Below are 25,581 nucleotides of genomic sequence, written 5' to 3'. Positions count from 1 at the left end.
TATAAAAAGTTTAACAAAATTGTTGGATTGGTTCAACATTCCATCCAAAAAAAGCACATGTCTATGTCCATTCGATGTTTTTCGTTTTAACCTGTTCTTAGAATATGCTATCGCACCATTTTGTAATTTTGTACCTGCAAATTGGCAACAATGAAAAAAGTAGTAGTCGGACTTTCAGGCGGAGTGGACTCCAGCGTTGCAGCCTATCTTTTAAAGGAACAGGGCCATGAGGTCATTGGGCTTTTTATGAAGAATTGGCATGACGATTCCGTGACCATTTCTGATGAATGTCCGTGGCTAGAGGACAGCAATGATGCGCTGATCGTGGCCGAGAAACTGGGGATTCCTTTTCAGACCGTCGATTTGAGTGCGGAATACAAAGAGCGTATCGTCAATTATATGTTCAACGAATACGAAAGGGGCAGAACACCGAATCCTGATGTGCTCTGCAACCGCGAGATTAAGTTTGATGTCTTTATGAAAATTGCGTTGGATTTGGGGGCCGATTACGTCGCCACAGGCCATTATTGCCGAAAGGGAACCATCGAAAATACCGATGGAAGCAAAACCTACCAACTGCTTTCGGGAGTCGATGGCAATAAGGACCAGTCTTATTTTTTGTGCCAGTTGTCACAAGAACAATTGTCAAAAACATTATTCCCGATTGGGGAGTTGACCAAACCAGAGGTTCGCAAGATAGCGGCGGATAATAATTTGGTCACTGCGGATAAAAAAGATTCCCAAGGACTATGCTTTATCGGAAAGGTGCGGTTACCTGACTTTCTACAGCAAAAGCTGAAACCCAAAAAAGGGATAATCGTTGAGGTTCCTGCGGATGCTCCGCAATACGCAAATGGAGCGACCAGTTTTGACAATAAATCTGAGGAATTGATGCATCAGGCAGAAAAGCCGGTGTATTCCGTTTCAGATGGAAAAGTGGTCGGCGAACACCAAGGGGCCCACTATTTTACCATTGGGCAGCGAAAAGGCCTTGATGTGGGCGGTACTAAGGAACCCCTTTTTGTCATCGATACCGATGTGGATGAAAATGTGATCTACACTGGGCAGGGCAAAAATCATCCCGGTCTGTTGCGCCGCACCCTTTTTGTGAAAGAGGATGGACTGCATTGGGTACGTGAAGACCTTGAGCTTAATGTGGATGAAACCATGCAGGTCAAAGCACGGATACGTTATCGACAGCCCTTGCAAAAAGCAACACTTTATAAGGTTGAGGGAGGTCTTTTTGTGGATTTTGACGAAAAACAATCTGCCATCACCGAAGGGCAATTCGTGGCATGGTATATCGATGATGAGTTGATTGGTTCAGGAGTCATATCTTAGCGATATGCAGAACAACAGAATCACCAAACTTTTTAATATTCAATACCCAATCGTGCAGGCAGGCATGGTCTGGGCCAGCGGTTGGCGTCTGGCCTCGGCGGTCTCCAATGCGGGCGGACTTGGACTTTTGGGTGCGGGCAGTATGTATCCAGAAGTTTTGCTGGAGCATATCCAAAAATGTAAAAAGGCAACGGACAAGCCTTTTGGGGTGAACGTTCCGATGCTCTATCCCGATATTGATAAACTGATGCAAATCATTGTCGATGAAGGGGTGAACATCGTGTTCACTTCCGCAGGCAATCCTAAAACATGGACAGCCCATTTAAAGGAAAAAGGCATTACGGTGGTGCATGTGGTCAGCAGTGTCAAGTTTGCATTGAAAGCCCAAGAAGCTGGAGTGGATGCCGTCGTGGCCGAAGGCTTTGAGGCGGGGGGGCACAACGGGCGTGATGAGACGACCACCCTAGTGTTGATTCCCGCGGTTCGAGAACAGCTGGATATTCCCTTGATTGCCGCCGGAGGCATTGCCACGGGCAGGCAAATGTTGGCTGCCATGGTCTTGGGAGCCGATGGGGTGCAGGTGGGCAGCCGTTTTGTGGCGAGTCCTGAAGCCTCGTCACATATCAACTTCAAAAATGAAGTGGTCAAAGCCAAAGAGGGCGACACCCATTTGACGTTAAAAGAATTGGCCCCGGTGCGGTTGCTCAAAAATAAGTTTTACCACGATGTGCAACAGGCCTACACTAACGGAGCTTCAAAAGAAGAATTGGTGCAACTTTTGGGCCGTGCCCGCGCCAAAAGAGGGATGTTTGAGGGGGATTTGGACGAAGGTGAACTTGAAATCGGCCAGGTCTCCGCCTTAATCCATGATATCAAACCAGCCGCCCAAATTCTTGAAGAAATGGTCGCTGAGTTTGAAGAGACCAAAAAAGCTGTAAACATCCTGTAATGGTCAGCGCACTACCTCACTGATTTGAACAACAGGTTGAATGTTGGTATAGTTCGGAATATCACCCAGAATTTTCTCCGCGTTGGCCCCAAAGGCATTCTCGTAATCAGAAAGTTGGTCAAAATAAAAATAGCCAACCGCCACGTAGGGTATGGGCTCCTCAGGCGTTCGGCCCGCCACTCCCTTATCAATAGCGTAATGCCGTAAAGCCTCACCAAATAAGTCGGCCACCATAGGCATGTGCTTTTCAGCATAATAGGCTATATCAAAGGTCGCATCGTCACTATTTGGATATAGTATCGCCACTTTCACCAACCCTTTTTTGATTTTAGAAGCGTCTGTTGAAGCAGTTTCTTGTCCACTGATCTGGAATGCGATAGTTGCAAGGATAAAAAAGAGGATGTTGGTTTTCATTTTAGAGGGATTCAATGATGTGTCAAAAGGTAGTGTTTTTTCTTTTGGCGACTGTCCTTATGGTTGGGGGTGGTTCAAATCGACTGGCTTTACCATGTGACGCAACAATGTCGCGCAGATTAAAGCTTATTATTTAACTACTCTAGGTGGAACAGAAATACATTTTTATACCCAAATTTCTACAAAACCAGTACGAATTACTAAAACTTGCAGTTTATCGAATAAATGTTTGTTGCTGAGTTCATTTTTTACCTTTGGCAAACATGAAACCAACAATCACCATCTTTTGCCTTTTAGTGGCCTTTAATGGCTTTTCGCAACTAGAACGTGATAAGGCCCTACACTTTTTAGGTGGCAATCTTTTTGGCCTTGCTGGAGCAGGTATTGCCAAAAATGTCTCCGATGGCAATCGCTTTTGGACCTTTGCAGGGGCTGTTGGCGGCGCTACGCTGGTCGGTCTAGGCAAAGAAGCCATTGATTCGGGGCAACGCGAAAATGGTTGGGACAATGATGACCTGTTGGCCACCATTCTCGGTGGGGTAACGGTCGGGGTGACCATCGACCTTTTTACCGACCACAAGCGAAACAAGAAACGAAGAGAACGAAAAGAAGCAGAAGCTGAGATAACTTTTCAATATCCTACAGGGCAAAATTCTGATGTTTTGGCATCGCAAAATAAATCGTTGCCCTCACTGTCAAGTCTAGGGCTTTCGCAGCATTTGAAGCTGGGTTTAGAGTAGCCCCCGTGCCTTGATTTCCAAATATTTGTTGATGGTATTGATGGTCAAGTCCTGTGGTTTGGTCAAAATGGTCTGAATGCCGTGTTTTCTAAGTTCGTTGACAATCAATTTCTTTTCGTAAATAAACTTTTCAGCAATGGTCTGCTCAAAGATTTGGCGCACGTTTTCGGCCTTTTTCTCAGCGAAATGGTTGAGTTCCGTATTTTCAAAAAAGATGACGACCAGCAAATGTTGTTTGGCCAAGGCCTGTAGGTAACCCATTTGACGGTGCAGTGCATCTAAGGTCTCAAAATTGGTGTAGAGCAGCAACAGACTACGTTGGTTGATGTTCCGTTTGATGTCAACGTACAGGCGACTGAAATCGCTCTCCACAAAATCGGTGTGTAGGTTGTAGAGCGTTTCCAAAATCAGGTTCATCTGAGAGCTTCTCCGCTCCGCCACGACCCTATTCTCGATTTTGTTGCTAAAGGCAAACATGCCCGCCTTGTCGTGCTTTTTTATGGCAATGTTGCTAATGACCAACGTGGCATTGATGGCATAATCCAATAAGCTCAATTCCTCAAACGGCATTTTCATGACCCGCCCCTTATCGATGACGGAATAGATGGGCTGCGATTTCTCGTCTTGGTATTGATTGACCATTAACTGGCTTTTTTTGGCCGTGGCCTTCCAGTTGATGTTGCGGATGTCATCGCCCCGAACATACTCCTTGATTTGTTCAAACTCCATAGTGTGGCCGATACGACGGATTTTCTTCAGGCCGTATTGAAACAGGCGATTCGTAAAGGCCATCAAATCATATTTGCGCAATTGCAAAAAGGAGGGATACACAGGCACCTCGTAGGCACCGTCAAACACATATTTTCGGGCGATGAATCCGATAGGGGATGAGGCAAAAACATTCAGGTTCCCAAAGGAATAGACACCACGTTCCGTGGGGCGCAGCTCGTAAGCGTAGTTTTTGATTTCCCCGGAATTCAATTGGCTTTTGAGACCAAAATCCCTTTTCTGGAATTGAAACGGCAGTTCATCAATGATTTTTACTGTTGCTGTAAATAGATATTCATTGGCCACTTCAATCGTAATGGGATTTTCATCCCCATTCGACAATTTATCAGGTACTAGACGTTTGCCAACGATTTGCCCTTTGGAACCATAAAGCAATAAAAAATCCACAATGAACAGTAGCACAAACAGAAAGAACAGAATCTTAAAAACGCCAAAAAGATTGTTCAAGAAATAGGCCGCAAGAAACCCTACGATAAGCGAGACAAGCACGATAAAGAATCGTTTTTGAAGAAAGGTATGTCGGAAAAGTCGCTTCACTGTTCGCTACGCTTAGTTAATGGCTATTGGGTTAATGGTTAATTGGTTATCCATTTCAAGTTTCTGGTTTCTCACTTCGACTGCGCTCAGTGTGACACGCTTCATACTTCCAAACGTTGTTACAAATCGATTTCTCTATTTTTATATAGTTCCATTGCCTTTAAGTAATTCAAGGCACCTTGCATGGTCAAATCATATATAAAACCGTCCAGTTCAGGATGATGGGTCTTGGTCCATTCCACCAATGAATTCACTTGCTTTTCCCAGACTTGCCAATCGGCGTTCGGGCAATCAAGCTCTTCAAAGCTTGAAATCTTATCTTCTTTAAAATTGATTTTGTATTGGCACGTCAAATGATTGTTCTTTAGAAATTCATATCGCATTGAGCTATACGACACAGTTGCAAGGATATCATTATCAGAGCTTTCTACATTTAGTAATTTTTTTCTAGTTCTTAAAACGGAATCCCATTTAAAAAACTCATAAAAACTTGTATGCGAATACGTTGTCACATAATCTCCTGAAGTAATCGAAATGCTATCGTTCAACAACGTTCTCATGGTATTAAAATCTGACATATCGAATGCTTCATAATATTGTTTTACCATTTTGGTACGGGATGGTTTTTTCTCAGTGCATCCAATTAAAAGAAATATGATCGTCCCGCTTAGTAGAAAATAGTTTTTCATGAATTACATCTAACGTCTCACGTCTATCGAGGTACCTCAATCCCCTCCACAATCTGCTGTACCACTTTTTCGGTGGTAAAACCTTCCATTTCACGTTCCGGGGTCAAAATGACCCGATGGCCCAGAATCGGATAGGCCACTTTTTTGATATCGTCGGGCGTGATAAAATCACGGCCGTTGATGGCTGCCATGGCTTTTGAGGCATCCATCAAAGCGATGGAAGCCCTTGGCGATGCCCCCAAATAGAGATTGGCATTGGTGCGGGTATTGTTGACAATACTTGCGATGTATTTCATGAGATTGTCTTCAACAATAACCTCTTTAATGGTCTTTTGGTACTCCGCAATCTGTTTTGCGGTTAGCACTGATTTTATCAGTTCTTCAGGGTCGGCATTCTTCTGTTCGTGCTTGGATTCCAATATTCTGATTTCCTCTTCCAATGAGGGGTATTCCACATTGATCTTGAACAGAAAACGGTCCAGTTGCGCTTCAGGTAGGCGATAGGTACCTTCCTGTTCTACAGGGTTTTGGGTGGCAAACACCAAAAAGGGCGGTTTCATATCAAATTCGAGTCCATCAATGGTGATTTGTCGTTCTGCCATCGCCTCGAAAAGTGCTGCTTGTGTCTTGGCAGGGGCACGGTTGATTTCATCGATGAGAATGATATTGGCGAACAATGGCCCTTTTTTGAACTCAAATTCTGAGGTCTTCACATTGAACACCGAGGTGCCCAAAATATCACTGGGCATCAAATCGGGCGTAAATTGTATTCTGCTGAAATCAACGTTCATGGTCTTGGCCAAAAGCTTGGCCGTGACGGTTTTGGCCACACCAGGCACACCCTCAATCAATGAATGGCCATCGGCCAAAATGGAAATGACAAGCAGCTCAATCATGTTCTGCTGCCCGATGATGACCTTGCCCAATTCGTTTTTGATTTTGGTCACGGCTTCTTGCAATTTGCTTAAATCAATCCGTGAATTGAATTGCAGCGATTCGTCTTGTGGGTTCTGTTCTTCCATGTTCAGTGTTTGAATTTGTATATTTTTTTGCTCAGCTCGATGCTTTCGGTCTCACTGTGTACGCTTTTGTTTTTAAGATGGTGGATGTACTCCATGAGATTTTTAGTCTCCTCCACACTTTTTCCAGATTTGGCCGCCAATTCGGGAATCAATTTTTCAATGGGTTGATTGGTGTCGACATAATGGCGACTTCTCAAATATTCGAAAAAATAATTCAGTTTTTTGTTGACGATGTCCGTAAAATCTTTGTTCTGGTGGTAGAGCGCCCCGACGGTCTGGGCAAATTCCACGGATGAATTTTTCAGGGGTTCGATTATGGGGATGATGCGCTGCTCACGCCTGGCCCTGAAAATTACGAACAACAAAAGCCCGACCATGGTGAGGTAATACGTCCATTTTAAAGCAGCTTGGTTGAGCACAAATCGCATGGGGGAATCGATGACCGCCCGCCCCGACTTTTTGTAACCATCCCAATAGAGATAAGGTTTGTTCTGTAGGTACGAAAAAGCATGCTCCACATAGGCATCATTGCCCCTGAGCATGTAATAGTTTGAAAATGCTTCCGGAGCAGCGCTCAAGTAGAATGTACCCTTGCCAAATGTGGTCTTGATAAAATTCGGATAACGTCGCTTCTCATCCGGTTTTTGTGCCAATGGGTCTTCCCACACATAATTGACATGGCCCAAAATGGTGGTGTTGGCGGTATCGACACTGGTGAACCGCCATTTGTTCATTCCCCTTGCATACTCGAAGGAAGCATTTGAGAATTTGGGATGGGTCAAGTCCAGTGAGAGCGTATCCTCCCGAATGCCATAATCGGCTGAGGTATACACATTCAGGGTGTCGGCCAAAATACCGTGCAATTGGTTGGTCGCAATAAATACGGTATTGCCCTGACCGACATAATCGAGCAATTGAAAGCTCTCTTGGTCATCAAAATAAATGTAGTTGTTGATTAGCAAATAATTTGATTTTTCAAGCGAATCACGTTTGGTCATCATGTCGTATACACTTTCTTCAACGGTTTTTATATCGTGATTTTGAAACAGATTCCCCAGTTCACTGTACAGCACAAAACAACCAAAGGGAATTTTATCGGTTGCCGTGTACGAAGGCCGCCAATTGATGGGTTTGGGGCGCACGATTTCGGTTACGATAATGGCAACGACCGCTATGCAAAAAATGCCCAATATGATTTTTGACTTTTTATCCATCTAGTCCCTTAGCGTATTGGTGAGTACCGCGAACAGTGAATCAGCGGCTCTGTATTTTCGACCATCGATGTCTTGCTCGCCGTACCAGATATAATCGTAGATATAGGCGACCTCTCTGAACCGGGCCTTTACATCGGGCCTCTCAATTTCTTGTTGGTAATCACTGTTCGTTTTTTCAAAATGCCAATCGATGATGTTTTTTTCCGATAACCGTTTCAAAATCTTTAGAAATTGATAGCGTATGGCCAGACGGTATTCTTTTTGCTGTAGTGCTTCGTTCAAGAGTTCATCCAAATCAATATTTTCAATGTGCTGTTCGGATAAGTCTATATCGATAATGGATTTCGCCTTTTTTGTAAAGATGGAGTTGAACCGTTCATTCACTAGCACACGAACCAGTAGAAAAATGACCAAGGCCCCCATTAGGATGTAGACAATGATTTCAATCACTTTGAACGCCCCTGGCGGAACATCGATTCCGAATGTATTGTTCAGCACCCGACCTAACCAGTTGAAAAAACGTGCCAATAGGTTTTGGGCCTCCCCCGTCTTTACATCATAGTCGAATTCCTCGCCTTGGTATTTTTCGTTTAAATTATCAGGAAGTTTCCGCTCGACCAGTGGTGAGGTCGTATCTTTTGGAATGGTATCGTTGTCTGCTTGGCAAAATCCAACCGAGAAAAAGAAAACGAAGATGTAGCACGGTAAAAGTCTCACTCTGAAGTACCTCCTATTTGTTCGATTTTACTTCGGGTGTTCAGGTTGTAGGTTTTCTCGTGGAGGGAATAGTATAAGATTCCGTTGACAAATTGGGTGAGGCATTGGCCGTACACGCTGATGACCAGAAAGAGACAGGTGCCCAGAGTGTAAATGACAGTTGCCACGATGGATGAGGCATAATCCACATTATTTTCCACCACATGAAAGGTGTAAATGCCGATAAGTACTCCCGGAATGGTCAGTGCCAACAACAGCAAAATACTCAACAACAGTCCCATGACAAAGTTGACGCCCACGGCTTTCCAAAAATTGCCCGTGACCAAACTCCATCCTTGTCCCAAAGAATCGGTTACTCCTTTGTTCTCCCTCATCATGGTAAAATAAGAAACCCCGAGCCATGACATCATAAAGTATTGGATGATGTATTGCGCAAACAATCCTAACAGTGGAATGAAGGCCAAGATGATGGCCACAATCATAAAGCCAAAAAACACCAAAATCAGTAGCAGTAGAAAAACAATGGTGCTACCCAACCGACTTTTGGTATGCTCCCAAACGGATTTCTTTTCAAAATCAAACCCTTGGGTCTCTTCGTAACGAATCATGTAGCTGCTTGCCAAGCTGTAGTTCAATACACCGACCATCAGAAAAATGACAAAGAAAACGATGCCGCCCGCAATCATGTAAATGGTGTATTTTGTGTCCAACGGTGCTGCAGCCCCAAAGCTTCCCGGATTGTTCTCGTGGGCGATAAAACCAATAAACCCAGAAACCAAAAGGTAGCTCGCAATCAAAAGACCGACCAAAAAGACACCATTGTAACTGATAAAGACATTGGTGAATTTTTTGATGTTCTGCTTGAAGAAATCAAAATAGGTGGTGATGATATCGCCAAAATCACGGTTGATCCTGAGCTCGATGTATTTTTTCTGCATGAATCTTGTGTAACAATATGGGGTAAATCAAATAATAAAAAACAATCAGGGTCAATGAGGACCAGATAATGGTAAAGGCCAGCCAGTTGGGCATATTGGAGTATCGGGTGATGAATCCCTCGATAAATCCGGCAATGATGAAGAAGGGTAGGGTACTAACCACTACTTTGAGGCCATCTTTGGCACCCTTCATAAACGACACCCTTCTTGAATAGGTCTTTGGAAACAAGATGCTGTTGCCCATAATCAGCCCTGCACAACCTGCGACAATAATCACGGATATTTCAATGGTACCGTGCAGCCAAATTTGCTTGTTGGCTTCAAAAAATACGCCTTGGGTATAGAAAAAGGTGATAAAGGCACCCAACATCACCCCGTTGCTGAACAAAATATAGGCCGTGCCGATACTGGTAATGACCCCAAAGGCAAAGGCCAGAAAGGCGACACGGATGTTATTGATGGTAATGCCCAAAAAAGACCCGATTTCACTGCCACTTTTATAGATGGCCGTGGGGTCGCCGTTGGCAATATTGTTTAAGGTTTCGTTCACATAGGCATCGCCCAAAATCAATCGTACAAAAGTGGAATCGTTCAAGGCTGAAATCGAACCAATGGCCACAGCCACGATAAATATCAAAAAAGAGATACCGAGTGTCTTGTGATATTGCCTAAAAAACAATGGGAACTCATGGCCCCAAAAGTCCAAAATACGGTTACGGCTCTCTTTTTTGTTCTTGTAGATTTTTTGGTGTGCCTGTGAGGCCAGTGCGTTTAGATACAATAAAGTCTTGCTTTCAGCGTAATAGGTCTGTGCGTAGGCCAAGTCGTTGGTCAATTGAATGTAGCCGTCGGCCAGTTCGTCTGGGTCGGTTTTTGAGCCAAGGTTGATAGCCTTTTCAAATGCTATCCATTTTTCCTTATTTTGCTTGACAAAGGCGGCTTCGCGCATAAATCTATTCCTCTGAAATTTAAAAGTAGTGCTTAATGGGCAACCTTCAAATCAATACAACGCAAAATGTCAACCTAGATTATAAAATCGTCAGCATCGGTGAGCGAATCGTCGCTTTTTTGATTGATGGCTTTATTCTCTATCTCTATGCATTGCTTGTCGATACGATTGGTGATGCCATCGGATATGTCTATGAGGACCGGTGGACACAGCGCGGACTCGTCGCCCTCATATTTCTGCCCGCCATGTTTTACAGTCTCTTGATGCACAGTATTTTTAACGGACGCACTGTTGGGAAAATGTTGTTGCGGATGCGGGTGGTACGATTGGATGGCACCCCGGTTCATTGGAGCAATTATCTCGTACGTTGGATGCTTCGTCTCGTTGATATTTGGCTCTTCTTTGGTTCTGTGGGCTTATTGACCATTCTTTTCACTGAACGACGACAACGCTTGGGGGATGCCGCTGCAGGCACCGTTGTGATATCCACAAAGAATAAAGTCAAGGTCACCCACACCATTTTGGAGGAAGTCGAAGAAAAATACGAACCTATTTTCACCAATGTGACATTGTTGACCGACAAGGATGTTCGTCTCATTAAAGAAACCTATCATATCGCCCGAAGGAGCAATGATTTTAAAACATTGACAGCACTTCGGGTGAAGGTGGACAGTATTTTGCAGACCAATTCCAATCTGTATGATCGAGAGTATTTGGATACCGTGCTGAAAGACTATAATTATTATACGCAGAAGATGTGAAGAGGTTCAAGTGTCAAGTTCAAGCGCAAGTGTCAATTCCAAATGCAATTTGATTTGAAAATACAATGATTTGAAAACAATGTTAATAAAGAAATAAGTGTGCAAAAAAACATGATAATCTGTGAAATTCGTATCCAAAAACGGTTTAGGAGTTGAAGAGTTTAGTTAATTGTTGTTCTGTGAAACTTTATGGAATAGTTTGTAAAATTAGAAAAGGATTCTTGTGCATCCTATAAAAAACAAATAAATTGCACCATTATTATTAATATTGGTTCATTATGGGAACTATTAGAAAATCAATAACATTTACCGAACAGCAAGATGCCTTTGTAAAAAGTTTGATAGAACAAGGGTTTTATACCAATGATAGTGAGTATATAAGGGATATCATCCGGAAAGACCAAGAACGCAGAAAGCGTATCGTGGATTTAAATGATGCACTTATAGACGGCATGGAAAGCGGGCCAACGGATGCCACCGTAGACAGCATCTGGGAAGAAGCCATCAAAGAACATCATGCCAAAGGCTAAGTATGTCATCAGTGCAAGGGCAAAATCGGATATCAAGTCGATTGCAACCTATACTGTTGAAAATTTTGGCGAGTCCCAGGCATTAAAATATGCCCAGGGCCTCAAAACCATACTTCGAGAATTGGCCAATGACCCAGAGCTTGGAAAAAGATATGTTGCAGTAAAAAATCAGATGTTACTAAAATATCGATATAAATCGCATGTCATTTTCTATCACAAAAAGGATACGGGAATTTTCATCGTCAGGGTTTTGGGGGGTCGGATGGATTTTCCAAAACATCTGAAATAAACATCCAAAAAAATGCTTTTCTACGAGGTCATCGACATACTGGGCACCGTCGCCTTTGCCATTTCGGGCGTTTTGATTGCGATGGATAAAAGGCTTGACCTTTTTGGTGTCATTATAATTGGTTTTGTGACCGCCATTGGCGGTGGCACGCTAAGAGATTTACTGATTGGGAACACACCAGTGGTATGGATGCGTGACCTCACGTATGTCATCACCATTTTAACCACAGCAACCTTTGCCATTATTTTTTCAGGCAAGCTCAAACACTTTCGAAAATCGCTGTTTATGTTCGATACTATCGGTATCGGGTTGTACACCATGGTTGGGGTAGAAAAAGGACTGCAAGCCGAATTGTTACCCGTCATGTGCATTGCTTTGGGCACCATAACCGCCAGTTTCGGCGGGGTGATTCGTGATATTCTGTGTAATGAAATTCCCGTGATCTTTAGAAAGGAAATCTATGCAACGGCCTGTATTTTGGGTGCTGCTTCCTATTTTTTGCTATTGAAATTCTCGGTGCCCGAGGCTTACGCATATATCGCGGGCATCATCATCGTTATCGGCCTTCGCTTATTGGCCGTTAAGTTCGGGCTTCGTCTGCCGAATATTTACAGGTAAGTTCAAATTCAATTTGTGATAATTCGTGAAATTCGTGTCTTTTGAAGTACGAGGTACGGAATCAGAAATATAGGAAGCGTATAGCGTAAGGCGTTTAGCTTATGGCGAATCTCGGTGAAACTCTGCGAAACAACATTTTTAGGTAAAATTCCAAAAAAGTCATTTTTTTCATTAACCATTAACCTACAACGCTTCCGCCTTTTCAATCCAAACATTTTGGTACGGCCAATCACCATCACCTACAGGCACGTTGTTGATGGCATCAACGACATCCATTCCTTCGATGACCCTGCCGAAAGGCGTATAATTTCCATCCAAGTGGTACGAGCCCGGACGTGTCACCACAATGAAAAACTCATAGGGCGAGGCCAGTTTATGTGGATTGTCACGTTCGCTACTGGGCATTGAAATGGTGCCCCGATGATGGCGATATCCTTTTTTGCCATCCGGTGGAAGCAGATAACGGCCTATTTTTCCGCGTTTGTTCGCAGTTTTTTTGTCATCCGAATTTCCTCCCTGAATAATAAAATCCTTTACCACACGATGAAATTGGGTGTCATTGAAATATCCCTTTCGGGTCAAATAGATAAAATTGGCCTTGTGGTAGGGCACGTTATCATAAAGCTGTACCGTAAAACTGCCCATATTCGTGGTAATCTTGACCTTGTTTTGTTTTAGTGTATCTGCATAATTGAAAAAGAAATCAATGGCGTTTTCTTCATTCAAACGAAAAGCTTCCTCTTTTTTTTCAGGAGTATTTTTTGGATTGGAAACCAAGGAATCTTTTTTCTCCGTTGTTGTTTTTGCATTTTCTTCGGTTTCCTTTTTAGTGGATTTTTCGCCACATCCCACAAAAAAAATTAATACTATACTTGCAATGATTGCTTGAATGCTGTTTTGCATGAAATTTGAAAATTTTAGAAAGAATGTCGTAAAAATAAAAAATCTGCCCCTTTCGGGGATGGACGCCCATTTTGAAATGGTACCTCCTTTCCGCAGAAAATTGATCAAAGAAGCCAGATTGAAAGCAAAGGATGCCAAAAGGGCAGGGGTGATGGCACTATTTTATCCCGATGGGGAAAAAATGACCCGTTTGTTGCTCATCCATAGAAATGAGTATCCCGGGGTGCATTCAAACCAAATTGGTTTTCCCGGGGGGAAGATGGAGCAATCTGATGAAAACCTTGTGCAGACGGCACTTCGGGAAACCCATGAAGAAGTTGGGGTGAGCCCCGATGCGGTTGAGGTAGTTGCCGAGTTGAGCGATGTCTACATTCCACCGAGCAATTTTTTAGTCACCCCATTTCTGGGCTTGTACGCCAACCCAAAAAAATTTGTAATCGACACAGCCGAGGTACAACAATTGGTCGAGGTACGATTCGATGATTTTTTGGATGAAAGCAATCTTATGACCCAGCAAATCTCGACTTCTTATGCTCAAAATGTAAAGGTTCCGGCCTTCAATTTAAACGGATTTGTGGTCTGGGGTGCAACGGCAATGATGTTGAGTGAAATCAAGCAGCTGTTGCGTCAAGTGCTTTGACCCCTGTTTTGTATATTAGCCCAGCAACTTATCATAATGGGAATTTTTAAAAAAAATCCTTTCGGCCATAACTTATTTCTTAAAAAATGGCTGATACGTATTTTGGGCCTGATAACCCATTCGCGGTACAAACAGTTCAACAATTTACAGATTGAGGGCTCTGAGATTATTCGCGAACTACCTGATAAAAATGTACTATTTGTCAGCAACCACCAGACCTATTTTGCCGATGTAGTGGCCATGTTTCACGTATTCAACGCCAGTCTCAGTGGTCGTGAAGACAGTATCAAAAATATTGGATATCTGTGGCGGCCCAAGCTGAACATTTACTACGTTGCGGCTAAAGAGACCATGAAAAAAAGCCTGTTGACCAAGGTTTTGGCCTATGTCGGCTCTATCAGCATTGAGCGTACATGGCGGGCCGGCGGTGAAGACGTGAACCGACAGGTAAAGTTCAGTGACATTACCAACATTGGTACCGCGTTGAATGATGGTTGGGTCATCACCTTTCCACAGGGTACGACCACCCCGTGGAAACCGCTCAGAAAGGGTACGGCCCATATCATCAAACGATACAAACCCATTGTGGTACCCGTGGTCATTGACGGATTTCGAAGGTCTTTTGACAAAAAGGGGCTGTACATCAAGAAAAAAGGAATTTTACAATCGATGCAAATCAAAGAACCCCTTGAAATTGATTATGACAACGAATCTGTCGAACAGATTATTGAAAAGCTTGAATATGCCATTGAGCAGCATCCCTCATTTTTACATGTCATTCCAGAAGAGGAACTGGCAGAATATGAAAAGGATCATAAAAAAAGGCAGTATAGCTATAAAGGGGATAGCTAAACCTCAAGATTTCTAAGCTCTTTATAATTCATCCGCAGGCGTTTTAGCAATATTCCATAGAGCAAACGATAGAATAGCCAGAGCAGCCCAACAAACATCGCGATGGTTGCGAACAGGGCCAGAAAAATCAAAATCCACATTAGAATGGGGCTATTGGCCTGTGCCACTTGCTCTGTGACCTCTGAATAGTTTGGATTAAAAAATACCACCTGTATGAACACCAAAAGCATGGATGCAGCAAAAAGGCCTAAGCTGATCCAGACATAGGTCATCACGGTCTTTCGCGTGATGATGATGTTTTTCATCAAATCCCTCGCGGAGTCTGTGACACTTATTTTCTTGTAGTTGCTATAAAATTTGAAGATAAAATAGGCAAGGATCACATAGCTGAGAACCTCTAGTGATACCAATAGCGTTTTTGAAAATGCCCCGTCTGTCAGTCTACTTTCTTCATCACCCAACGGAATTCTATTGATGGCAATCCAAAAAACAAATTCAATAATGCTGATGTAGAAAATCCACCTGACAATTGAAGACGATTTTTTTCTCAGCATCTTGTAGATTTCCTCGTAGCTGAGTTTTGGCAGATGTCCTTCTTTTTTCTGCCAGTCTTTTTTCAATAATTCCAGTTCGTCCATCGCCATATCTACGGATTTAATATGGTTCTTAGTTTGTTTTTGATACGGTTCATTTTGACCCGCGCATTGACCTCCGTGATACCCAGTGTTTCAGCAATTTCGGTATAATCTTTATCCTCAAGGTATAAGAACACCAAGGCCTTGTCAATATCGCCCAATTGCCTCACTGCATCATACATCAATTTGAGTTGCCGCTCTTGGGTATCATCATATTCGTCGGCTTTGATCTTGAAAATTACGGAGTCATAATCTTGGGTCTGAACCCTTCTTTTCGATTTTCGGTACAAGGTAATCGCCGTGTTCAAGGCCACGCGGTACATCCAAGTACTGAACTTTGAGTCGCCCCGAAATTTCGGATAGGCTTTCCAAAGTTGAATCGTTATCTCTTGAAACAGGTCATTGTGTGCATCACGGTTGTTGGTATACAGGCTACAGACCTTATGAACAATATTTTGGTTGTTCTCAAGCTCGGTCACAAAACGATGTTCCAGTTCTTTGGTCACGTATCAGTTGGTAGATTGGTTGTTCTATTGGTAGTGAAAATGGTGTTTTTGTTACATTTCAGTAGTCGGTAGCCGGTGAACAGTAAGCGGTAACGAAAATATTTATTCTTCTAAACTCTACCATTACTTTCGATAATCCAACGCTGGCGGACGATCTCCCAACAATGGCTGATACGCGAAATCTGAACCCCTTCGTTCTTCAAACTCCGTTTTGGCCTTTTTTACCAAATCTGTTTTTTGAAACAAATCAATGGCAGTGGCGGTCAAGGTTTTTGCAGCGACCATCATGCCTTTCACACCGATGGAAGTACCCCCGGCGGCAACGGCCTGCCAGCTATGGGCAGGAGTGCCGGGCACCCATGTTGCGGTGCTGAAACCAACGGTGGGCACGACGAAACTGACATCACCCACATCGGTCGAACCATAAGCACGGGCTTCTTCTTTATAGGGCTGTACACTTTTTGCCCGTTCTTCGTTGGCATTTTCTTGCCCTAAGCTCACAGCGATTTGGTCTGCAAACTTTCTCTCTTCTTCAGAATAGGTGATGCCACCAATCTTTGAAAGGTTATCGTGCACCAACTGTTGCAGGGTAAGGTTGGGCAGTAGTTCATGAACGCCGTTGACCAATTCATAATCCATGGTGGTGCCTGTACCCATGGCGGCCCCTTCCGCAGCCTTAACAATGCGTTCAAAGATGTTTCTGACGACGTCACGACGATTGTGACGGGCATAATAATAGACCTCTGCAAAATCGGGTACCACATTCGGAGCTTTTCCCCCATCGGTGATGACATAATGAATACGGGCTTCTTGGGGAATGTGTTCACGCATCATGTTGACCATCATATTCATGGCTTCAACACCATCCAATGACGACCGGCCCATTTGGGGTGCTCCGGCGGCATGTGCAGAAATGCCATGAAATCGAAACTTGGCCGAGATATTCGCCAAGGCTGCTGCAGCACTTGCAGCATTTTGCGAACCTGGATGCCAATGCAATGCCACGTCAACATCATCAAAAAGTCCTTCACGGGCCATGTAGACTTTGGCACCACCGCCTTCTTCCGCTGGGCATCCATAAAAACGGATGGTACCTTGCTGGTTGGTTTTGGTCATCCAATCCTTTACGGCAATTGCCGCTGCCGTAGATGCCGTTCCGAATAAATGATGCCCACAGGCATGACCAGCTTCCCCGCCTGCAGATTTTTTCTCGGGCACCGCTTCTTGGGAAAGTCCCGGCAGGGCGTCAAACTCGCCCAGAATGGCAATCACAGGGTATCCTGATCCGTATTCCGCAATGAAGGCCGTGGGAATTTCAGCAACTCCTTTTTTAATGGAAAACCCTTGTTCTGACAGCGTTTTTTGAAGAAGGGCAGCGCTTTTTTCCTCTAAATAGCCCATTTCTGCCAAATCCCAGATTTTAAGGGCTATTGAAGCATATTGTTCTTTTTTTGTGTCAAGCCGTTCGAGAACTTCTTTTTTATTGCTTTGTGCGGTGATTGACCAAATGGCCAACAAAGTGAAGACTGTGGTTGTAATAAATTTGTGCATGGTACTCATTTTGGTTGTCATTCGAATATACTAAAATCTGTTGGCGAAAATGCGTTTTGCCCTTGTGTTAAATCGTAAATTTGCACTTCTAACAATAGCTAATGAACATACCACAATCGAGTTTTCCCAGAGTTGTGATTATTGGTGGGGGTTTCGGAGGCATCTCCCTTGCCAAAAAACTGAGCAAGAAAGAGTTACAGGTCGTTCTTCTTGACCGACATAACTATCACACATTTCAACCGCTTTTGTATCAAGTTTCCACAGGAGGATTGGAACCTGACTCCATAGCATATCCCATACGAAAAGTGTTACAGGGCTACCCCAATTTTTACTTCCGTTTGGCCGAGGTTTTGAATGTTGATATCGAAAAAAATCTGGTCAGCACCAACATCGGGGATTTGAAATTTGACTATCTGGTCGTGGCGACGGGTTCAGAGACGAATTTTTTTGGCAATGAATCCATCGAAAAAAACAGTATGGCCATGAAGACGATTCCACAATCGTTGAATCTTCGTAGCCTTATTCTTGAAAACTTCGAACAGGCCTTGTTGACCGACGACCTTCACGATCGCGATGCGCTGATGAACTTTGTGATTGTGGGCGGTGGCCCAACGGGAGTTGAACTGGCTGGTGCACTGGCAGAAATCAAAAAAGGGATTCTTCCCAAAGATTACCCCGATCTTGATACGCGAAGGGCACAGATCAATTTGGTGCAGGGCGGGGATAGATTGTTGCCCGCCATGAGTGAAATCGCCTCAAAAAAGGCTGAGGATTTTCTGGAAGGCTTGGGGGTTAACGTTTGGAAAAATATCAGGGTGACCGGCTATGATGGCAATTTGGTGACCACTGACAGGGATGTTTCTTTTGAAACGGCAACCGTGGTGTGGGCAGCTGGTGTCAAGGCTGCTTCTGTAAAAGGGTTGGATGCGACAGAGCTCTGTACTTTTGGCCACCGTCTGAAAGTGAACCCGTACCATCAGGTGGAAGGTTTTGAACACATCTTTGCTATTGGTGATGTGGCCTGTATGAGTACTGAGAAACATCCAAAAGGGCATCCGATGATGGCACAGCCGGCCATGCAACAGGGCGATAATTTGGGTGACAATCTGGTACGAATGCTTGAAGGAAAAAAATTGAAAGCCTTTGAATATCACGATAAGGGCAGTATGGCCACCATAGGCCGCAACAAAGCCGTGGCCGATTTAAAACGGTTCAAATTTCAAGGGGTTTTTGCCTGGTTTGTTTGGATGTTTGTACACCTTTTCTTTTTGATCGGCTTTAGAAACCGAGTGGTGGTGTTTATCAACTGGGTCTACAATTACATCAAATTTGACCGAGAGGCCAGATTGATCATCCGACCTTTTAAAAAGCAATATCAGACTTCTAAATAACTTTGAATGATGGATAAGCGAAATCGTCTGATTTTTCTTTTCCCCATACCCTGAAGGGAAGAAAAATCCTCAAAAAATATCTGAAATTCAGGAAATTATTACCCTTCAGGGTCAGGGAAATATAATTTCCGGCTTCGGATGGCTTATCCATTATTCACGTTAAAATAAGCAGTTTCGTTGCTGTTAAATTTGTCTAAATCCAGCTGGGCATCATTGTTTAGTTCTTAACTTAAAGGTCAAATTACCGCTTTGAGGCCGATACAATTATGCATAGCGTTTATTTTCATCCTTTTTGTATTTCAAGGTTATAGTCAAGAACCAAAACCTATTACTGTTGAGAGTTTTGGCTATGATTTCGCTGATGAGAAATATGATTTTGGCAATTTTTCGGTAAGTTATCCCTTGAATCCATCGACCGATATCATTCTGAGGGGTTTCAATGAAAAGACCCCTGCTTTTGAAATTTTTCGAAGTCAATTGGTTCTTAGAAAGAAAATTGCAAAGAAATTATACGGAGTAGGTGGGATTCAATACGAATGGGATTTTACTTCCATGAGAAACGGAATAAATATGATTAATCCTAGAGGTGATTCAGCAAGAAAAGAGATTCTTATTGAAATTGAATATGAGCCCAAAGAAGATATGTTTATTCAAGCTGGATTCAGACAACTTCTCAACACTCCTAAATTTGCGCCACAGGGATTTAGTAATCCAGATGGCAAAGGGGCACTATACCTGGGTTCAAAATGGAAGTTCTAAGACTTAATTTCGTGGGTGAAAATCCCTAAGCGTTTTTGCCAAATGCGTGCGGTCAACATGTACATACACCTCGGTGGTGGTGATGCTCTCGTGGCCCAACATTTGTTGAATGGCACGCAAATCCGCACCGTTTTCCAATAAATGGGTGGCAAACGAGTGACGAAAGGTATGTGGACTGATATTTTTCTTCAATCCAATCTTTTCGGCCAATCTTTTGATGATGGTGAACACCATGGCACGGGTCAATTGTTTGCCCCGTCGGTTCAAAAACAAAACGTCTTCACTTTCTTTTTGCGGTTTCAGATGATTGCGTACTTCGTGCCTGTAGATGTTGATATATTTTTTGGTCACTTCACCAATGGGTACAAAGCGTTGTTTATTGCCTTTTCCGGTTATACGGATGAAATCCTCATCAAAAAATAAATCCGATAGGCGAAGACCAATCAGTTCTGACACGCGTAGGCCACAGCCATATAATGTCTCCAATATGGCACGGTTGCGCTCGCCTTGAGGTTTTGAAAGGTCGATGGCGGCTATGAGATCATTGATTTCATCGGTAGAAAGTGTGTCTGGCAGTTTTCGCCCAATCTTTGGGGTTTCGATCAAATCCATCGGATTGTCCTCCCGATAGTTTTCAAAGACCAGATAATTGAAAAAACTTTTCAGGCCAGAGACGATTCTGGCCTGTGACCTGGGCTTGACCTGTTTTGCGGTTTCGTAGATGAATTGCTGCAAATAGTCTTTTTCAATGACAATGGGTGAGGCTTGCAAATCTTTTTCCTCAAGAAAATCAATAAGTTTTTGTAGGTCGTATGAATAATTTTTGATGGAGTTGGCTGAAAGTCCACGCTCAATCTTGAGATATACCTGATAATCTTGAAGTGCTTGGGGCCAGTTCATGGTTTAAAGATAAGTTTACAAGTGCACAAACCATACGAATAGTTTGGGTTTACATATCAAAAATGCTATTTCTGACAACGTTTTCTTACAATTTGACAACTATTTTATTAGCCGCAAGATGCGATAAGGTATGTTTGGGCCATCAAAAAAAATTAAAACACAAAAACATGAAAAAAGTAATAATGGCTTTTGCCATAGGTTTATTTACCATTGGTCTTGTTAATGCACAGGAAGGATTTAAACTTGGTGCCAATGTTGCCCTACCCGTTGGTGATGCTGGCGATATCTCAAGCTTCAGTCTTGGTCTTGATGCCAAGTATCACTGGGAAATATCAGATACTTTCTACGCTGGTGTGGCGACAGGATTTACCAATGCGTTCGGCAAAACGGAAACCATCTCTGAAGATGGATTTGAATTGGAAGTTGAATTTGAAGACGTTCAATTCTTGCCGATTGCGGCTTCAGGTAAATTTAATGCTTCAGAAGACTTCAGTATTGGTGCTGATTTGGGTTATGCCGTCGGTATCAGTGATGGAAATGATGGAGGATTCTATTATAGACCTGGAGTGGGTTATAAAATTGGTGGAAACACTGAACTGAATCTATCATATACTGGTATTTCACTTGATGGTGGTACATGGAGTACCATAGCCTTGGGCGTTTTGTTTGGCCTTTAGAAATAGTTATATGAATAATGATGCGGAAGCCTTTAGGCTTCCGCTTTTTTTTACCCTTATGTTATTGGAAGGAGTTTTCACAACTCCTTTTTTGCCAATCACAACTAAAATTATTTGAATACCATCAAAAACCCGTGCTTGCAGCCTAAATGCAACAAACCAATAAAAAATGAAGAAAGCAACTATTCTTATCATTCTTCTGTTAGGGCTGGCCGTAAAGATACAGGCACAGAACAATACCGATCGTGACAAATTCAAGTTTGGTATCAATGGCGGGCTTCCTGTCGGCGATGCCTCCGAGATTGCCAAGTTCAGCTTGGGGTTGGATGCAGCGTATCATTATGGGGTTTCAAAAGTGTTCGATATTGGCTTGGCTACCGGGTTTACAAACGCCTTTTTAGAAACTGATGACCTGGCCGTGCAATCAAATTTTGATAATGTACAGTTCTTGCCAGTTGCGGGACTTGTTCGTGTTTTTCCCCATGTGAGGAGCAGATTGAATTTTGGTGCTGACGTGGGATATGCTGTTGGCGTTTCAGAAGATACCGATAGTGGATTTTACTATCGCCCGATAGTGGCCTTCAACATTGGCCGTGGTACAGAGATTACTGGCTCATACACAGGCATTGAACTTGATGGCGGTACATGGAGCACTGCGACTTTAGGGGTGCTTTTTGGTTTTTAATACCAGTTTTATCATAAAAAATGAGTGGGCGGGCCTTCGATAAGGCCCGCTTTTCTTTTTAAATAGCGGTGTGGGTGAAATTTTTATCTTTGATAAAGAACGAACTAAACACTTTGATTATGAAAAGATTACTCCTAGTAGGTGCAATGCTACTTCTTGTATGCAGCATTTGCGCGCAAGAAACACCAAGGTTTGGCCTTACTGGTGGCTTGTTGAACAGTAATGTTGATTTTGATTTTACCCTCGGCAACATCTCGGCCACCAATAATACGGGATTTTATATCGGTGGAATTCTTGATGTACCAATTTCTGAAAAACTGCATTTTCAGCCCGAACTGACCTATGGTAGTGCAGGCGATCTGGGCTTTATTTTTCTACCGGCCATGCTCAAGTTTTATGCTGCTGAAAGTTTTCATCTGCAGGCAGGCCCCCAATTTAGTTTTTCAACGACGCTGAACGATATTAAAAATGACGTGACTGGTGCTGTAGAATTGATTGATGATGATTTTGCTGATACCATTGAAAGCATTCTTCGAAATTTTGGCGTTGACATTGGTTTTGGGGCAGGTTATGACATCAATGAGAATTTCACGATTCAGGCAAGGTATTCGATAGAGTTGACCAACAGGTACAATGGCCCTGGTTCAGGTTTGCTCACGCTAAGGGCACAACAGATTAATGTAGGGGTAGCGTATTTCTTTGATTGAAAAAGTGTTGTGATAATATGACAAATACAGAAAATTTAATCGAAAAGAATTCTTCGCAGCTTGCTGCGGGGTTTCCGATGAAATGTCATTCCCGTGAAAACGGGAATCCAAATAACAGTCCCGATAGCTATCGGGATGGTTTTTGACCTTTAGGTTAAAATGGAACCAGCTAAATACTCCTACGGCCATGCCTTGGGGATAGTTGGCTTCGAGAAATTCTCTATTGCTTGTAATATTTTTACAACTCAATTTTTGAGTTTTGTACCTTTGTTGAACAATAACTAAATAAAAATCTTAATCATGAAAAAAACGATTCTTACAGGGTTAGCGATGTTCGCAGTGATTGTCACAGCTACTGCCCAAGAGGGCTTTGCAGTTAAAGCCGGTTTAAACAATGTTTCAATAAGTGTTGACACCAATGGCTTTTTCGATGCGAGTGACAGCGAACTGGGTTTCTTCATTGGGGGGAGTTACAATTTTGAAGCGGGAGATAATTTTGACATCGAGCCCTCTTTATTGCTCAGCATTGTCGATGATTTAACATCATTGTACATTCCTGTTATGGCAAAGTATAAAATATCAGATCAATTCAATATTCAGGCAGGTCCCCAGATCAATTATTTGTTAGAAGATATTCCTGATGGCGAACTTGGTCTTGATCTCGGATTTGGCGCAGGCTATCAAATCGATAGCAATTGGTTTGTTGAAGCACGTTATGCATTTCAATTGACCAGGGGCGGAGATTTTGGTGATGTTGTTGACATCAACACGCTAACCATTGGAGGTGGTTACCGTTTTAATTAAACAATCGGAACGTTAAAATATATGGGGAGCAAATATGCTCCCCTTTTTTTATGCCCTAAAATTATAATTACATTTATGGCATGAAAATCATCATCATCAATGGCCCGAATCTTAATTTACTTGGTAAGCGTGAACCAGAAGTGTACGGTGATACCACTTTTGACGATTATTATTCACAGTTACAATTCAAGTTTAAAGATGTACAGCTCGAGTATTTTCAATCGAACATTGAGGGCGAGTTGATTGATAAAATACAATCAGTGGGGTTTTCTTACGATGGCATCGTTCTCAACGCTGCTGCGTATACCCATACCTCAGTGGGCATTGGTGATGTGGTCAAAGCCATCGACACCCCCGTGGTTGAGGTGCATATTTCAAATACTTTTTCAAGAGAAGAGTTTCGGCATCAATCCTTTATATCGCCAGTGGCAAAAGGGGTCGTTTTGGGTTTCGGGCTCAAAAGCTATGACTTGGCCATACAGAGCTTTCTTGACTGATGGAAAATCCATCAGGGGGATTGCTTCCGTAAATTATAGAAACCCCCGCTATGAAAATTCCTAATTTTTTGCTCTTGTTGGTATTGATTGGTGCTTTTTCTTGTGATAATGATTCAACAAGTACCGATGATTCGCCAACAGACGATACTGTTGACCAAGTTGAGTTGACCCTTGCGAATGCGTTTCCCCAACTATCGTTTTCACAACCGTTGGATTTACAGTCCCCAAATGATGGCACAAACCGAATTTTTGTCGCCGAAAAAGGTGGACGTATACATACATTTTCCAATGAAGAATCGGTTGATGAAAGTACGGAGTTCTTGGATTTGAGCGGTACGCTATCGACCACAAGCGAACAGGGGCTGTTGGGTTTTGCCTTTCATCCCAATTATGAAACCAACGGTTATTTTTATGTGTGCTACACGCCATCAGTAACACTTTCAGTAATCTCTAGGTTTAGTGTTTCGGCTTCCGATACCGACATGGCCGACCCCAACAGTGAGTTGATGCTTTTAGAGATTCCCCAACCTTTCGACAATCATAATGGGGGCCAAATTGCCTTTGGTCCTGATGGGTATCTTTACATTGCTATGGGAGACGGTGGTGATAGTGGCGACCCCCAAAATAATGCACAGACTCGTTCAAACCTCTTGGGCAACATCCTCCGTATTGATGTGGATAACCAAGATAGTGGACTTAATTATTCCATTCCCTCGGATAACCCTTTTGTGGGAGAAAGTAACGTTCGTCCAGAAATTTATGCATACGGTTTCAGAAATCCGTGGCGGATGAGCTTTGATGCACAGACCGGAGATTTATGGATTGGCGATGTCGGACAGGGTAAATTAGAGGAAATCGATATTGTTGTATTGGGAGGTAATTATGGCTGGAAACTCTTTGAGGGAACGGATTGTTTTTCTGGGGATTGTGACACTTCAGGGCTTACACCGCCCATTTTCGAGTACAATCATGACAATGGCGACCGTTCGATTACAGGAGGCTATGTGTATCGAGGAAGCTTAAACCCTTCCATCAATGGAAGGTACATTTACGGCGATTTTATCACTGGCAGAATATGGGCATTGGAACTTGACGGAAGCGACAACGAATTATTGTTGCAATCTGGTCTTAATATTGCTTCCTTCGGTACGGATGCAGCCAATGAACTATATGTCTGCGCTTTTGATGGCAACATCTACAAATTTCAGGAAGACTGACCGTTTAGGCCTTACTCAGATATTTCTTATCCGCATAAAAAGTCCCAAAAGGCAATAGAGAAGCCACAAAAAGTATCAAAAACCGTTTGATGCTCCATTTGCGTTCATAGCAAAATACCGCCGCAATGACCACAAACAGAATGAACAAAACGCCATGGGCATAACCCACCCATTTATTCGGCTGGCCAATCTCTGCCCAATATTTCAAGGGCATGGTAAGACCAAACAACAGTAAATAAGAGATTCCTTCGAGTATGGCAATGATTCTGAAGAGCTTTAACATAGGTAGTTTAAAAGTTTATGGGTTTTGGAGTCGAAAAACGAGGGTATTACAATCATTTAAACACATCAACTCTTACA

General features: G+C 43.0%; 31 protein-coding genes. 17 read left to right on the top strand and 14 right to left on the bottom strand.

What is annotated here, in order from left to right:
* The first annotated feature begins 150 nt into the window (after window positions 1-150).
* Both mnmA and AAAH86_RS06855 read left to right on the top strand, forming a co-directional pair.
* A complete protein-coding gene (gene mnmA, locus AAAH86_RS06860) occupies window positions 151-1,341 on the top strand; it encodes a tRNA 2-thiouridine(34) synthase MnmA (RefSeq protein WP_343486774.1) in 1,191 nt (396 codons plus the stop codon).
* A 4-nt stretch (window positions 1,342-1,345) separates the two neighbouring features.
* Window positions 1,346-2,290, top strand: coding sequence for a nitronate monooxygenase (locus AAAH86_RS06855; protein WP_343486772.1), 945 nt, complete (start codon window positions 1,346-1,348; stop codon window positions 2,288-2,290).
* Window positions 2,291-2,293: 3 nt separating this feature from the next.
* Here the strand turns inward: AAAH86_RS06855 and AAAH86_RS06850 are convergent, their stop codons facing one another.
* Window positions 2,294-2,704: an EthD family reductase gene (locus tag AAAH86_RS06850; protein ID WP_343486771.1), complete on the bottom strand. Its 411-nt coding sequence runs from the start codon at window positions 2,702-2,704 to the stop codon at window positions 2,294-2,296.
* Between the two features lie 263 nt (window positions 2,705-2,967).
* Here AAAH86_RS06850 and AAAH86_RS06845 point away from each other — a divergent pair, with 263 nt between their 5' ends.
* Complete coding sequence (locus AAAH86_RS06845) at window positions 2,968-3,444, top strand: hypothetical protein (protein WP_343486770.1); 477 nt, start codon at window positions 2,968-2,970, stop codon at window positions 3,442-3,444.
* Here the strand turns inward: AAAH86_RS06845 and AAAH86_RS06840 are convergent.
* The 7 genes from AAAH86_RS06840 to AAAH86_RS06810 all read right to left on the bottom strand — a co-directional run bounded on the left by AAAH86_RS06840 (window position 3,436) and on the right by AAAH86_RS06810 (window position 10,299).
* Complete coding sequence (locus AAAH86_RS06840; RefSeq protein ID WP_343486769.1) at window positions 3,436-4,770, bottom strand: DUF58 domain-containing protein; 1,335 nt, start codon at window positions 4,768-4,770, stop codon at window positions 3,436-3,438. The genes AAAH86_RS06845 and AAAH86_RS06840 overlap by 9 nt on opposite strands.
* Before the next feature lie 119 nt (window positions 4,771-4,889).
* Entirely contained in the window at window positions 4,890-5,378 is a 489-nt protein-coding gene (locus tag AAAH86_RS06835; RefSeq protein ID WP_343486768.1) for a hypothetical protein, read from the bottom strand.
* Between the two features lie 104 nt (window positions 5,379-5,482).
* Complete coding sequence (locus AAAH86_RS06830; RefSeq protein ID WP_343486767.1) at window positions 5,483-6,481, bottom strand: MoxR family ATPase; 999 nt, start codon at window positions 6,479-6,481, stop codon at window positions 5,483-5,485.
* A gap of 2 nt (window positions 6,482-6,483) precedes the next feature.
* A complete protein-coding gene (locus tag AAAH86_RS06825) occupies window positions 6,484-7,695 on the bottom strand; it encodes a DUF4350 domain-containing protein (RefSeq protein ID WP_343486766.1) in 1,212 nt (403 codons plus the stop codon).
* A complete protein-coding gene (locus tag AAAH86_RS06820; protein ID WP_343486765.1) occupies window positions 7,696-8,412 on the bottom strand; it encodes a DUF4129 domain-containing protein in 717 nt (238 codons plus the stop codon). It lies immediately after the preceding gene.
* Window positions 8,409-9,350, bottom strand: a complete 942-nt coding sequence (locus tag AAAH86_RS06815; RefSeq protein ID WP_343486764.1) for a hypothetical protein — start codon at window positions 9,348-9,350, stop codon at window positions 8,409-8,411. Before AAAH86_RS06815 ends, AAAH86_RS06820 begins: the two co-directional genes overlap by 4 nt.
* Window positions 9,313-10,299 carry a stage II sporulation protein M gene (locus AAAH86_RS06810; RefSeq protein WP_343486763.1) on the bottom strand — a complete coding sequence of 329 codons (987 nt, stop codon included), beginning with the start codon at window positions 10,297-10,299 and terminating at the stop codon, window positions 9,313-9,315. The genes AAAH86_RS06815 and AAAH86_RS06810 overlap by 38 nt, the downstream gene beginning before the upstream one ends.
* A 35-nt stretch (window positions 10,300-10,334) precedes the next feature.
* Here AAAH86_RS06810 and AAAH86_RS06805 point away from each other — a divergent pair, with 35 nt between their 5' ends.
* The 4 genes from AAAH86_RS06805 (at window position 10,335) to AAAH86_RS06790 (ending at window position 12,497) form a co-directional block, all read left to right on the top strand.
* A complete protein-coding gene (locus tag AAAH86_RS06805; RefSeq protein WP_343486762.1) occupies window positions 10,335-11,060 on the top strand; it encodes an RDD family protein in 726 nt (241 codons plus the stop codon).
* Window positions 11,061-11,338: 278 nt separating this feature from the next.
* A complete protein-coding gene (locus tag AAAH86_RS06800; protein WP_343486761.1) occupies window positions 11,339-11,590 on the top strand; it encodes a type II toxin-antitoxin system ParD family antitoxin in 252 nt (83 codons plus the stop codon).
* Window positions 11,577-11,879 carry a type II toxin-antitoxin system RelE/ParE family toxin gene (locus tag AAAH86_RS06795; RefSeq protein WP_343486760.1) on the top strand — a complete coding sequence of 101 codons (303 nt, stop codon included), beginning with the start codon at window positions 11,577-11,579 and terminating at the stop codon, window positions 11,877-11,879. The genes AAAH86_RS06800 and AAAH86_RS06795 overlap by 14 nt, the downstream gene beginning before the upstream one ends.
* A 12-nt stretch (window positions 11,880-11,891) precedes the next feature.
* A complete protein-coding gene (locus AAAH86_RS06790) occupies window positions 11,892-12,497 on the top strand; it encodes a trimeric intracellular cation channel family protein (protein ID WP_343486759.1) in 606 nt (201 codons plus the stop codon).
* Between the two features lie 183 nt (window positions 12,498-12,680).
* Here the strand turns inward: AAAH86_RS06790 and AAAH86_RS06785 are convergent, their stop codons facing one another.
* On the bottom strand, window positions 12,681-13,400 hold the full coding sequence (locus AAAH86_RS06785; RefSeq protein ID WP_343486758.1) for a peptidylprolyl isomerase: 720 nt from the start codon (window positions 13,398-13,400) through the stop codon (window positions 12,681-12,683).
* On the opposite strand from AAAH86_RS06785, the gene AAAH86_RS06780 reads away from it, so the two are divergent.
* Window positions 13,399-14,040, top strand: a complete 642-nt coding sequence (locus AAAH86_RS06780; protein ID WP_343486757.1) for a CoA pyrophosphatase — start codon at window positions 13,399-13,401, stop codon at window positions 14,038-14,040. The two genes, AAAH86_RS06785 and AAAH86_RS06780, sit on opposite strands and share 2 nt — an antisense overlap.
* Before the next feature lie 36 nt (window positions 14,041-14,076).
* A complete protein-coding gene (locus AAAH86_RS06775; RefSeq protein WP_343486756.1) occupies window positions 14,077-14,892 on the top strand; it encodes a lysophospholipid acyltransferase family protein in 816 nt (271 codons plus the stop codon).
* On the opposite strand, the gene AAAH86_RS06770 is transcribed toward AAAH86_RS06775, so the two are convergent.
* From AAAH86_RS06770 to AAAH86_RS06760, 3 genes are all read right to left on the bottom strand, one after another.
* Window positions 14,889-15,536 (bottom strand): hypothetical protein, encoded by a 648-nt coding sequence (locus tag AAAH86_RS06770; protein ID WP_343486755.1) that lies wholly within the window; start codon window positions 15,534-15,536, stop codon window positions 14,889-14,891. The genes AAAH86_RS06775 and AAAH86_RS06770 overlap by 4 nt on opposite strands.
* A 2-nt stretch (window positions 15,537-15,538) precedes the next feature.
* The gene (locus AAAH86_RS06765) at window positions 15,539-16,033 is read right to left on the bottom strand and encodes a sigma-70 family RNA polymerase sigma factor (RefSeq protein WP_343486754.1); all 495 of its coding nucleotides are present in this window, start codon (window positions 16,031-16,033) and stop codon (window positions 15,539-15,541) included.
* A gap of 123 nt (window positions 16,034-16,156) precedes the next feature.
* Window positions 16,157-17,584 (bottom strand): amidohydrolase, encoded by a 1,428-nt coding sequence (locus AAAH86_RS06760; protein ID WP_343486753.1) that lies wholly within the window; start codon window positions 17,582-17,584, stop codon window positions 16,157-16,159.
* Between the two features lie 101 nt (window positions 17,585-17,685).
* Here AAAH86_RS06760 and AAAH86_RS06755 point away from each other — a divergent pair, with 101 nt between their 5' ends.
* Together AAAH86_RS06755 and AAAH86_RS06750 are read left to right on the top strand one after the other, a co-directional pair.
* Window positions 17,686-18,975 carry an NAD(P)/FAD-dependent oxidoreductase gene (locus tag AAAH86_RS06755; protein ID WP_343486752.1) on the top strand — a complete coding sequence of 430 codons (1,290 nt, stop codon included), beginning with the start codon at window positions 17,686-17,688 and terminating at the stop codon, window positions 18,973-18,975.
* A 249-nt stretch (window positions 18,976-19,224) separates the two neighbouring features.
* A complete protein-coding gene (locus tag AAAH86_RS06750) occupies window positions 19,225-19,734 on the top strand; it encodes a hypothetical protein (protein ID WP_343486751.1) in 510 nt (169 codons plus the stop codon).
* Between the two features lie 3 nt (window positions 19,735-19,737).
* Here AAAH86_RS06750 and xerD read toward each other — a convergent pair whose 3' ends face one another.
* The gene (gene xerD / locus AAAH86_RS06745; protein WP_343486750.1) at window positions 19,738-20,634 is read right to left on the bottom strand and encodes a site-specific tyrosine recombinase XerD; all 897 of its coding nucleotides are present in this window, start codon (window positions 20,632-20,634) and stop codon (window positions 19,738-19,740) included.
* A 167-nt stretch (window positions 20,635-20,801) separates the two neighbouring features.
* Between xerD and AAAH86_RS06740 the strand changes: the two genes are divergently transcribed.
* The 6 genes from AAAH86_RS06740 (at window position 20,802) to AAAH86_RS06715 (ending at window position 25,221) form a co-directional block, all read left to right on the top strand.
* Window positions 20,802-21,311: an outer membrane beta-barrel protein gene (locus tag AAAH86_RS06740; RefSeq protein WP_343486749.1), complete on the top strand. Its 510-nt coding sequence runs from the start codon at window positions 20,802-20,804 to the stop codon at window positions 21,309-21,311.
* Between the two features lie 169 nt (window positions 21,312-21,480).
* The gene (locus tag AAAH86_RS06735) at window positions 21,481-21,996 is read left to right on the top strand and encodes a hypothetical protein (protein ID WP_343486748.1); all 516 of its coding nucleotides are present in this window, start codon (window positions 21,481-21,483) and stop codon (window positions 21,994-21,996) included.
* A gap of 119 nt (window positions 21,997-22,115) precedes the next feature.
* A complete protein-coding gene (locus AAAH86_RS06730) occupies window positions 22,116-22,703 on the top strand; it encodes a porin family protein (protein WP_343486747.1) in 588 nt (195 codons plus the stop codon).
* Between the two features lie 300 nt (window positions 22,704-23,003).
* Window positions 23,004-23,507 carry an outer membrane beta-barrel protein gene (locus tag AAAH86_RS06725; RefSeq protein ID WP_343486746.1) on the top strand — a complete coding sequence of 168 codons (504 nt, stop codon included), beginning with the start codon at window positions 23,004-23,006 and terminating at the stop codon, window positions 23,505-23,507.
* Between the two features lie 80 nt (window positions 23,508-23,587).
* The gene (aroQ, locus tag AAAH86_RS06720) at window positions 23,588-24,004 is read left to right on the top strand and encodes a type II 3-dehydroquinate dehydratase (protein WP_343486745.1); all 417 of its coding nucleotides are present in this window, start codon (window positions 23,588-23,590) and stop codon (window positions 24,002-24,004) included.
* Between the two features lie 50 nt (window positions 24,005-24,054).
* The gene (locus AAAH86_RS06715; RefSeq protein WP_343486744.1) at window positions 24,055-25,221 is read left to right on the top strand and encodes a PQQ-dependent sugar dehydrogenase; all 1,167 of its coding nucleotides are present in this window, start codon (window positions 24,055-24,057) and stop codon (window positions 25,219-25,221) included.
* Between the two features lie 4 nt (window positions 25,222-25,225).
* On the opposite strand, the gene AAAH86_RS06710 is transcribed toward AAAH86_RS06715, so the two are convergent.
* Window positions 25,226-25,504 (bottom strand): DUF3817 domain-containing protein, encoded by a 279-nt coding sequence (locus AAAH86_RS06710; RefSeq protein WP_343486743.1) that lies wholly within the window; start codon window positions 25,502-25,504, stop codon window positions 25,226-25,228.
* Between the last annotated feature and the right edge of the window lie 77 nt (window positions 25,505-25,581).

Source organism: Allomuricauda sp. d1 (genome assembly GCF_039592695.1).
Taxonomy (GTDB): Bacteria; Bacteroidota; Bacteroidia; order Flavobacteriales; family Flavobacteriaceae; genus Flagellimonas_A.
The sequence above is the reverse complement of the archived record's forward strand: the minus strand, read 5'-3'. Positions and strand labels throughout refer to the sequence as shown.

What these genes read in the sequence shown, in the direction of transcription:
- AAAH86_RS06815 (WP_343486764.1), bottom strand. Translation starts at nt 9,350, where the DNA reads ATGCAGAAAAAATACATCGAGCTCAGGATCAACCGTGATTTTGGCGAT.
- AAAH86_RS06795 (WP_343486760.1), top strand. Translation starts at nt 11,577, where the DNA reads ATGCCAAAGGCTAAGTATGTCATCAGTGCAAGGGCAAAATCGGATATC.
- AAAH86_RS06725 (WP_343486746.1), top strand. Translation starts at nt 23,004, where the DNA reads ATGAAAAAAACGATTCTTACAGGGTTAGCGATGTTCGCAGTGATTGTC.
- aroQ (WP_343486745.1), top strand. Translation starts at nt 23,588, where the DNA reads ATGAAAATCATCATCATCAATGGCCCGAATCTTAATTTACTTGGTAAG.
- mnmA (WP_343486774.1), top strand. Translation starts at nt 151, where the DNA reads ATGAAAAAAGTAGTAGTCGGACTTTCAGGCGGAGTGGACTCCAGCGTT.
- AAAH86_RS06715 (WP_343486744.1), top strand. Translation starts at nt 24,055, where the DNA reads ATGAAAATTCCTAATTTTTTGCTCTTGTTGGTATTGATTGGTGCTTTT.
- AAAH86_RS06830 (WP_343486767.1), bottom strand. Translation starts at nt 6,481, where the DNA reads ATGGAAGAACAGAACCCACAAGACGAATCGCTGCAATTCAATTCACGG.
- AAAH86_RS06835 (WP_343486768.1), bottom strand. Translation starts at nt 5,378, where the DNA reads ATGGTAAAACAATATTATGAAGCATTCGATATGTCAGATTTTAATACC.
- AAAH86_RS06730 (WP_343486747.1), top strand. Translation starts at nt 22,116, where the DNA reads ATGAAAAGATTACTCCTAGTAGGTGCAATGCTACTTCTTGTATGCAGC.
- AAAH86_RS06790 (WP_343486759.1), top strand. Translation starts at nt 11,892, where the DNA reads ATGCTTTTCTACGAGGTCATCGACATACTGGGCACCGTCGCCTTTGCC.
- AAAH86_RS06825 (WP_343486766.1), bottom strand. Translation starts at nt 7,695, where the DNA reads ATGGATAAAAAGTCAAAAATCATATTGGGCATTTTTTGCATAGCGGTC.
- xerD (WP_343486750.1), bottom strand. Translation starts at nt 20,634, where the DNA reads ATGAACTGGCCCCAAGCACTTCAAGATTATCAGGTATATCTCAAGATT.
- AAAH86_RS06760 (WP_343486753.1), bottom strand. Translation starts at nt 17,584, where the DNA reads ATGCACAAATTTATTACAACCACAGTCTTCACTTTGTTGGCCATTTGG.
- AAAH86_RS06785 (WP_343486758.1), bottom strand. Translation starts at nt 13,400, where the DNA reads ATGCAAAACAGCATTCAAGCAATCATTGCAAGTATAGTATTAATTTTT.
- AAAH86_RS06805 (WP_343486762.1), top strand. Translation starts at nt 10,335, where the DNA reads ATGGGCAACCTTCAAATCAATACAACGCAAAATGTCAACCTAGATTAT.
- AAAH86_RS06845 (WP_343486770.1), top strand. Translation starts at nt 2,968, where the DNA reads ATGAAACCAACAATCACCATCTTTTGCCTTTTAGTGGCCTTTAATGGC.
- AAAH86_RS06780 (WP_343486757.1), top strand. Translation starts at nt 13,399, where the DNA reads ATGAAATTTGAAAATTTTAGAAAGAATGTCGTAAAAATAAAAAATCTG.
- AAAH86_RS06755 (WP_343486752.1), top strand. Translation starts at nt 17,686, where the DNA reads ATGAACATACCACAATCGAGTTTTCCCAGAGTTGTGATTATTGGTGGG.
- AAAH86_RS06855 (WP_343486772.1), top strand. Translation starts at nt 1,346, where the DNA reads ATGCAGAACAACAGAATCACCAAACTTTTTAATATTCAATACCCAATC.
- AAAH86_RS06850 (WP_343486771.1), bottom strand. Translation starts at nt 2,704, where the DNA reads ATGAAAACCAACATCCTCTTTTTTATCCTTGCAACTATCGCATTCCAG.
- AAAH86_RS06775 (WP_343486756.1), top strand. Translation starts at nt 14,077, where the DNA reads ATGGGAATTTTTAAAAAAAATCCTTTCGGCCATAACTTATTTCTTAAA.
- AAAH86_RS06740 (WP_343486749.1), top strand. Translation starts at nt 20,802, where the DNA reads ATGAAAAAAGTAATAATGGCTTTTGCCATAGGTTTATTTACCATTGGT.
- AAAH86_RS06800 (WP_343486761.1), top strand. Translation starts at nt 11,339, where the DNA reads ATGGGAACTATTAGAAAATCAATAACATTTACCGAACAGCAAGATGCC.
- AAAH86_RS06770 (WP_343486755.1), bottom strand. Translation starts at nt 15,536, where the DNA reads ATGGCGATGGACGAACTGGAATTATTGAAAAAAGACTGGCAGAAAAAA.
- AAAH86_RS06735 (WP_343486748.1), top strand. Translation starts at nt 21,481, where the DNA reads ATGAAGAAAGCAACTATTCTTATCATTCTTCTGTTAGGGCTGGCCGTA.
- AAAH86_RS06710 (WP_343486743.1), bottom strand. Translation starts at nt 25,504, where the DNA reads ATGTTAAAGCTCTTCAGAATCATTGCCATACTCGAAGGAATCTCTTAT.
- AAAH86_RS06810 (WP_343486763.1), bottom strand. Translation starts at nt 10,299, where the DNA reads ATGCGCGAAGCCGCCTTTGTCAAGCAAAATAAGGAAAAATGGATAGCA.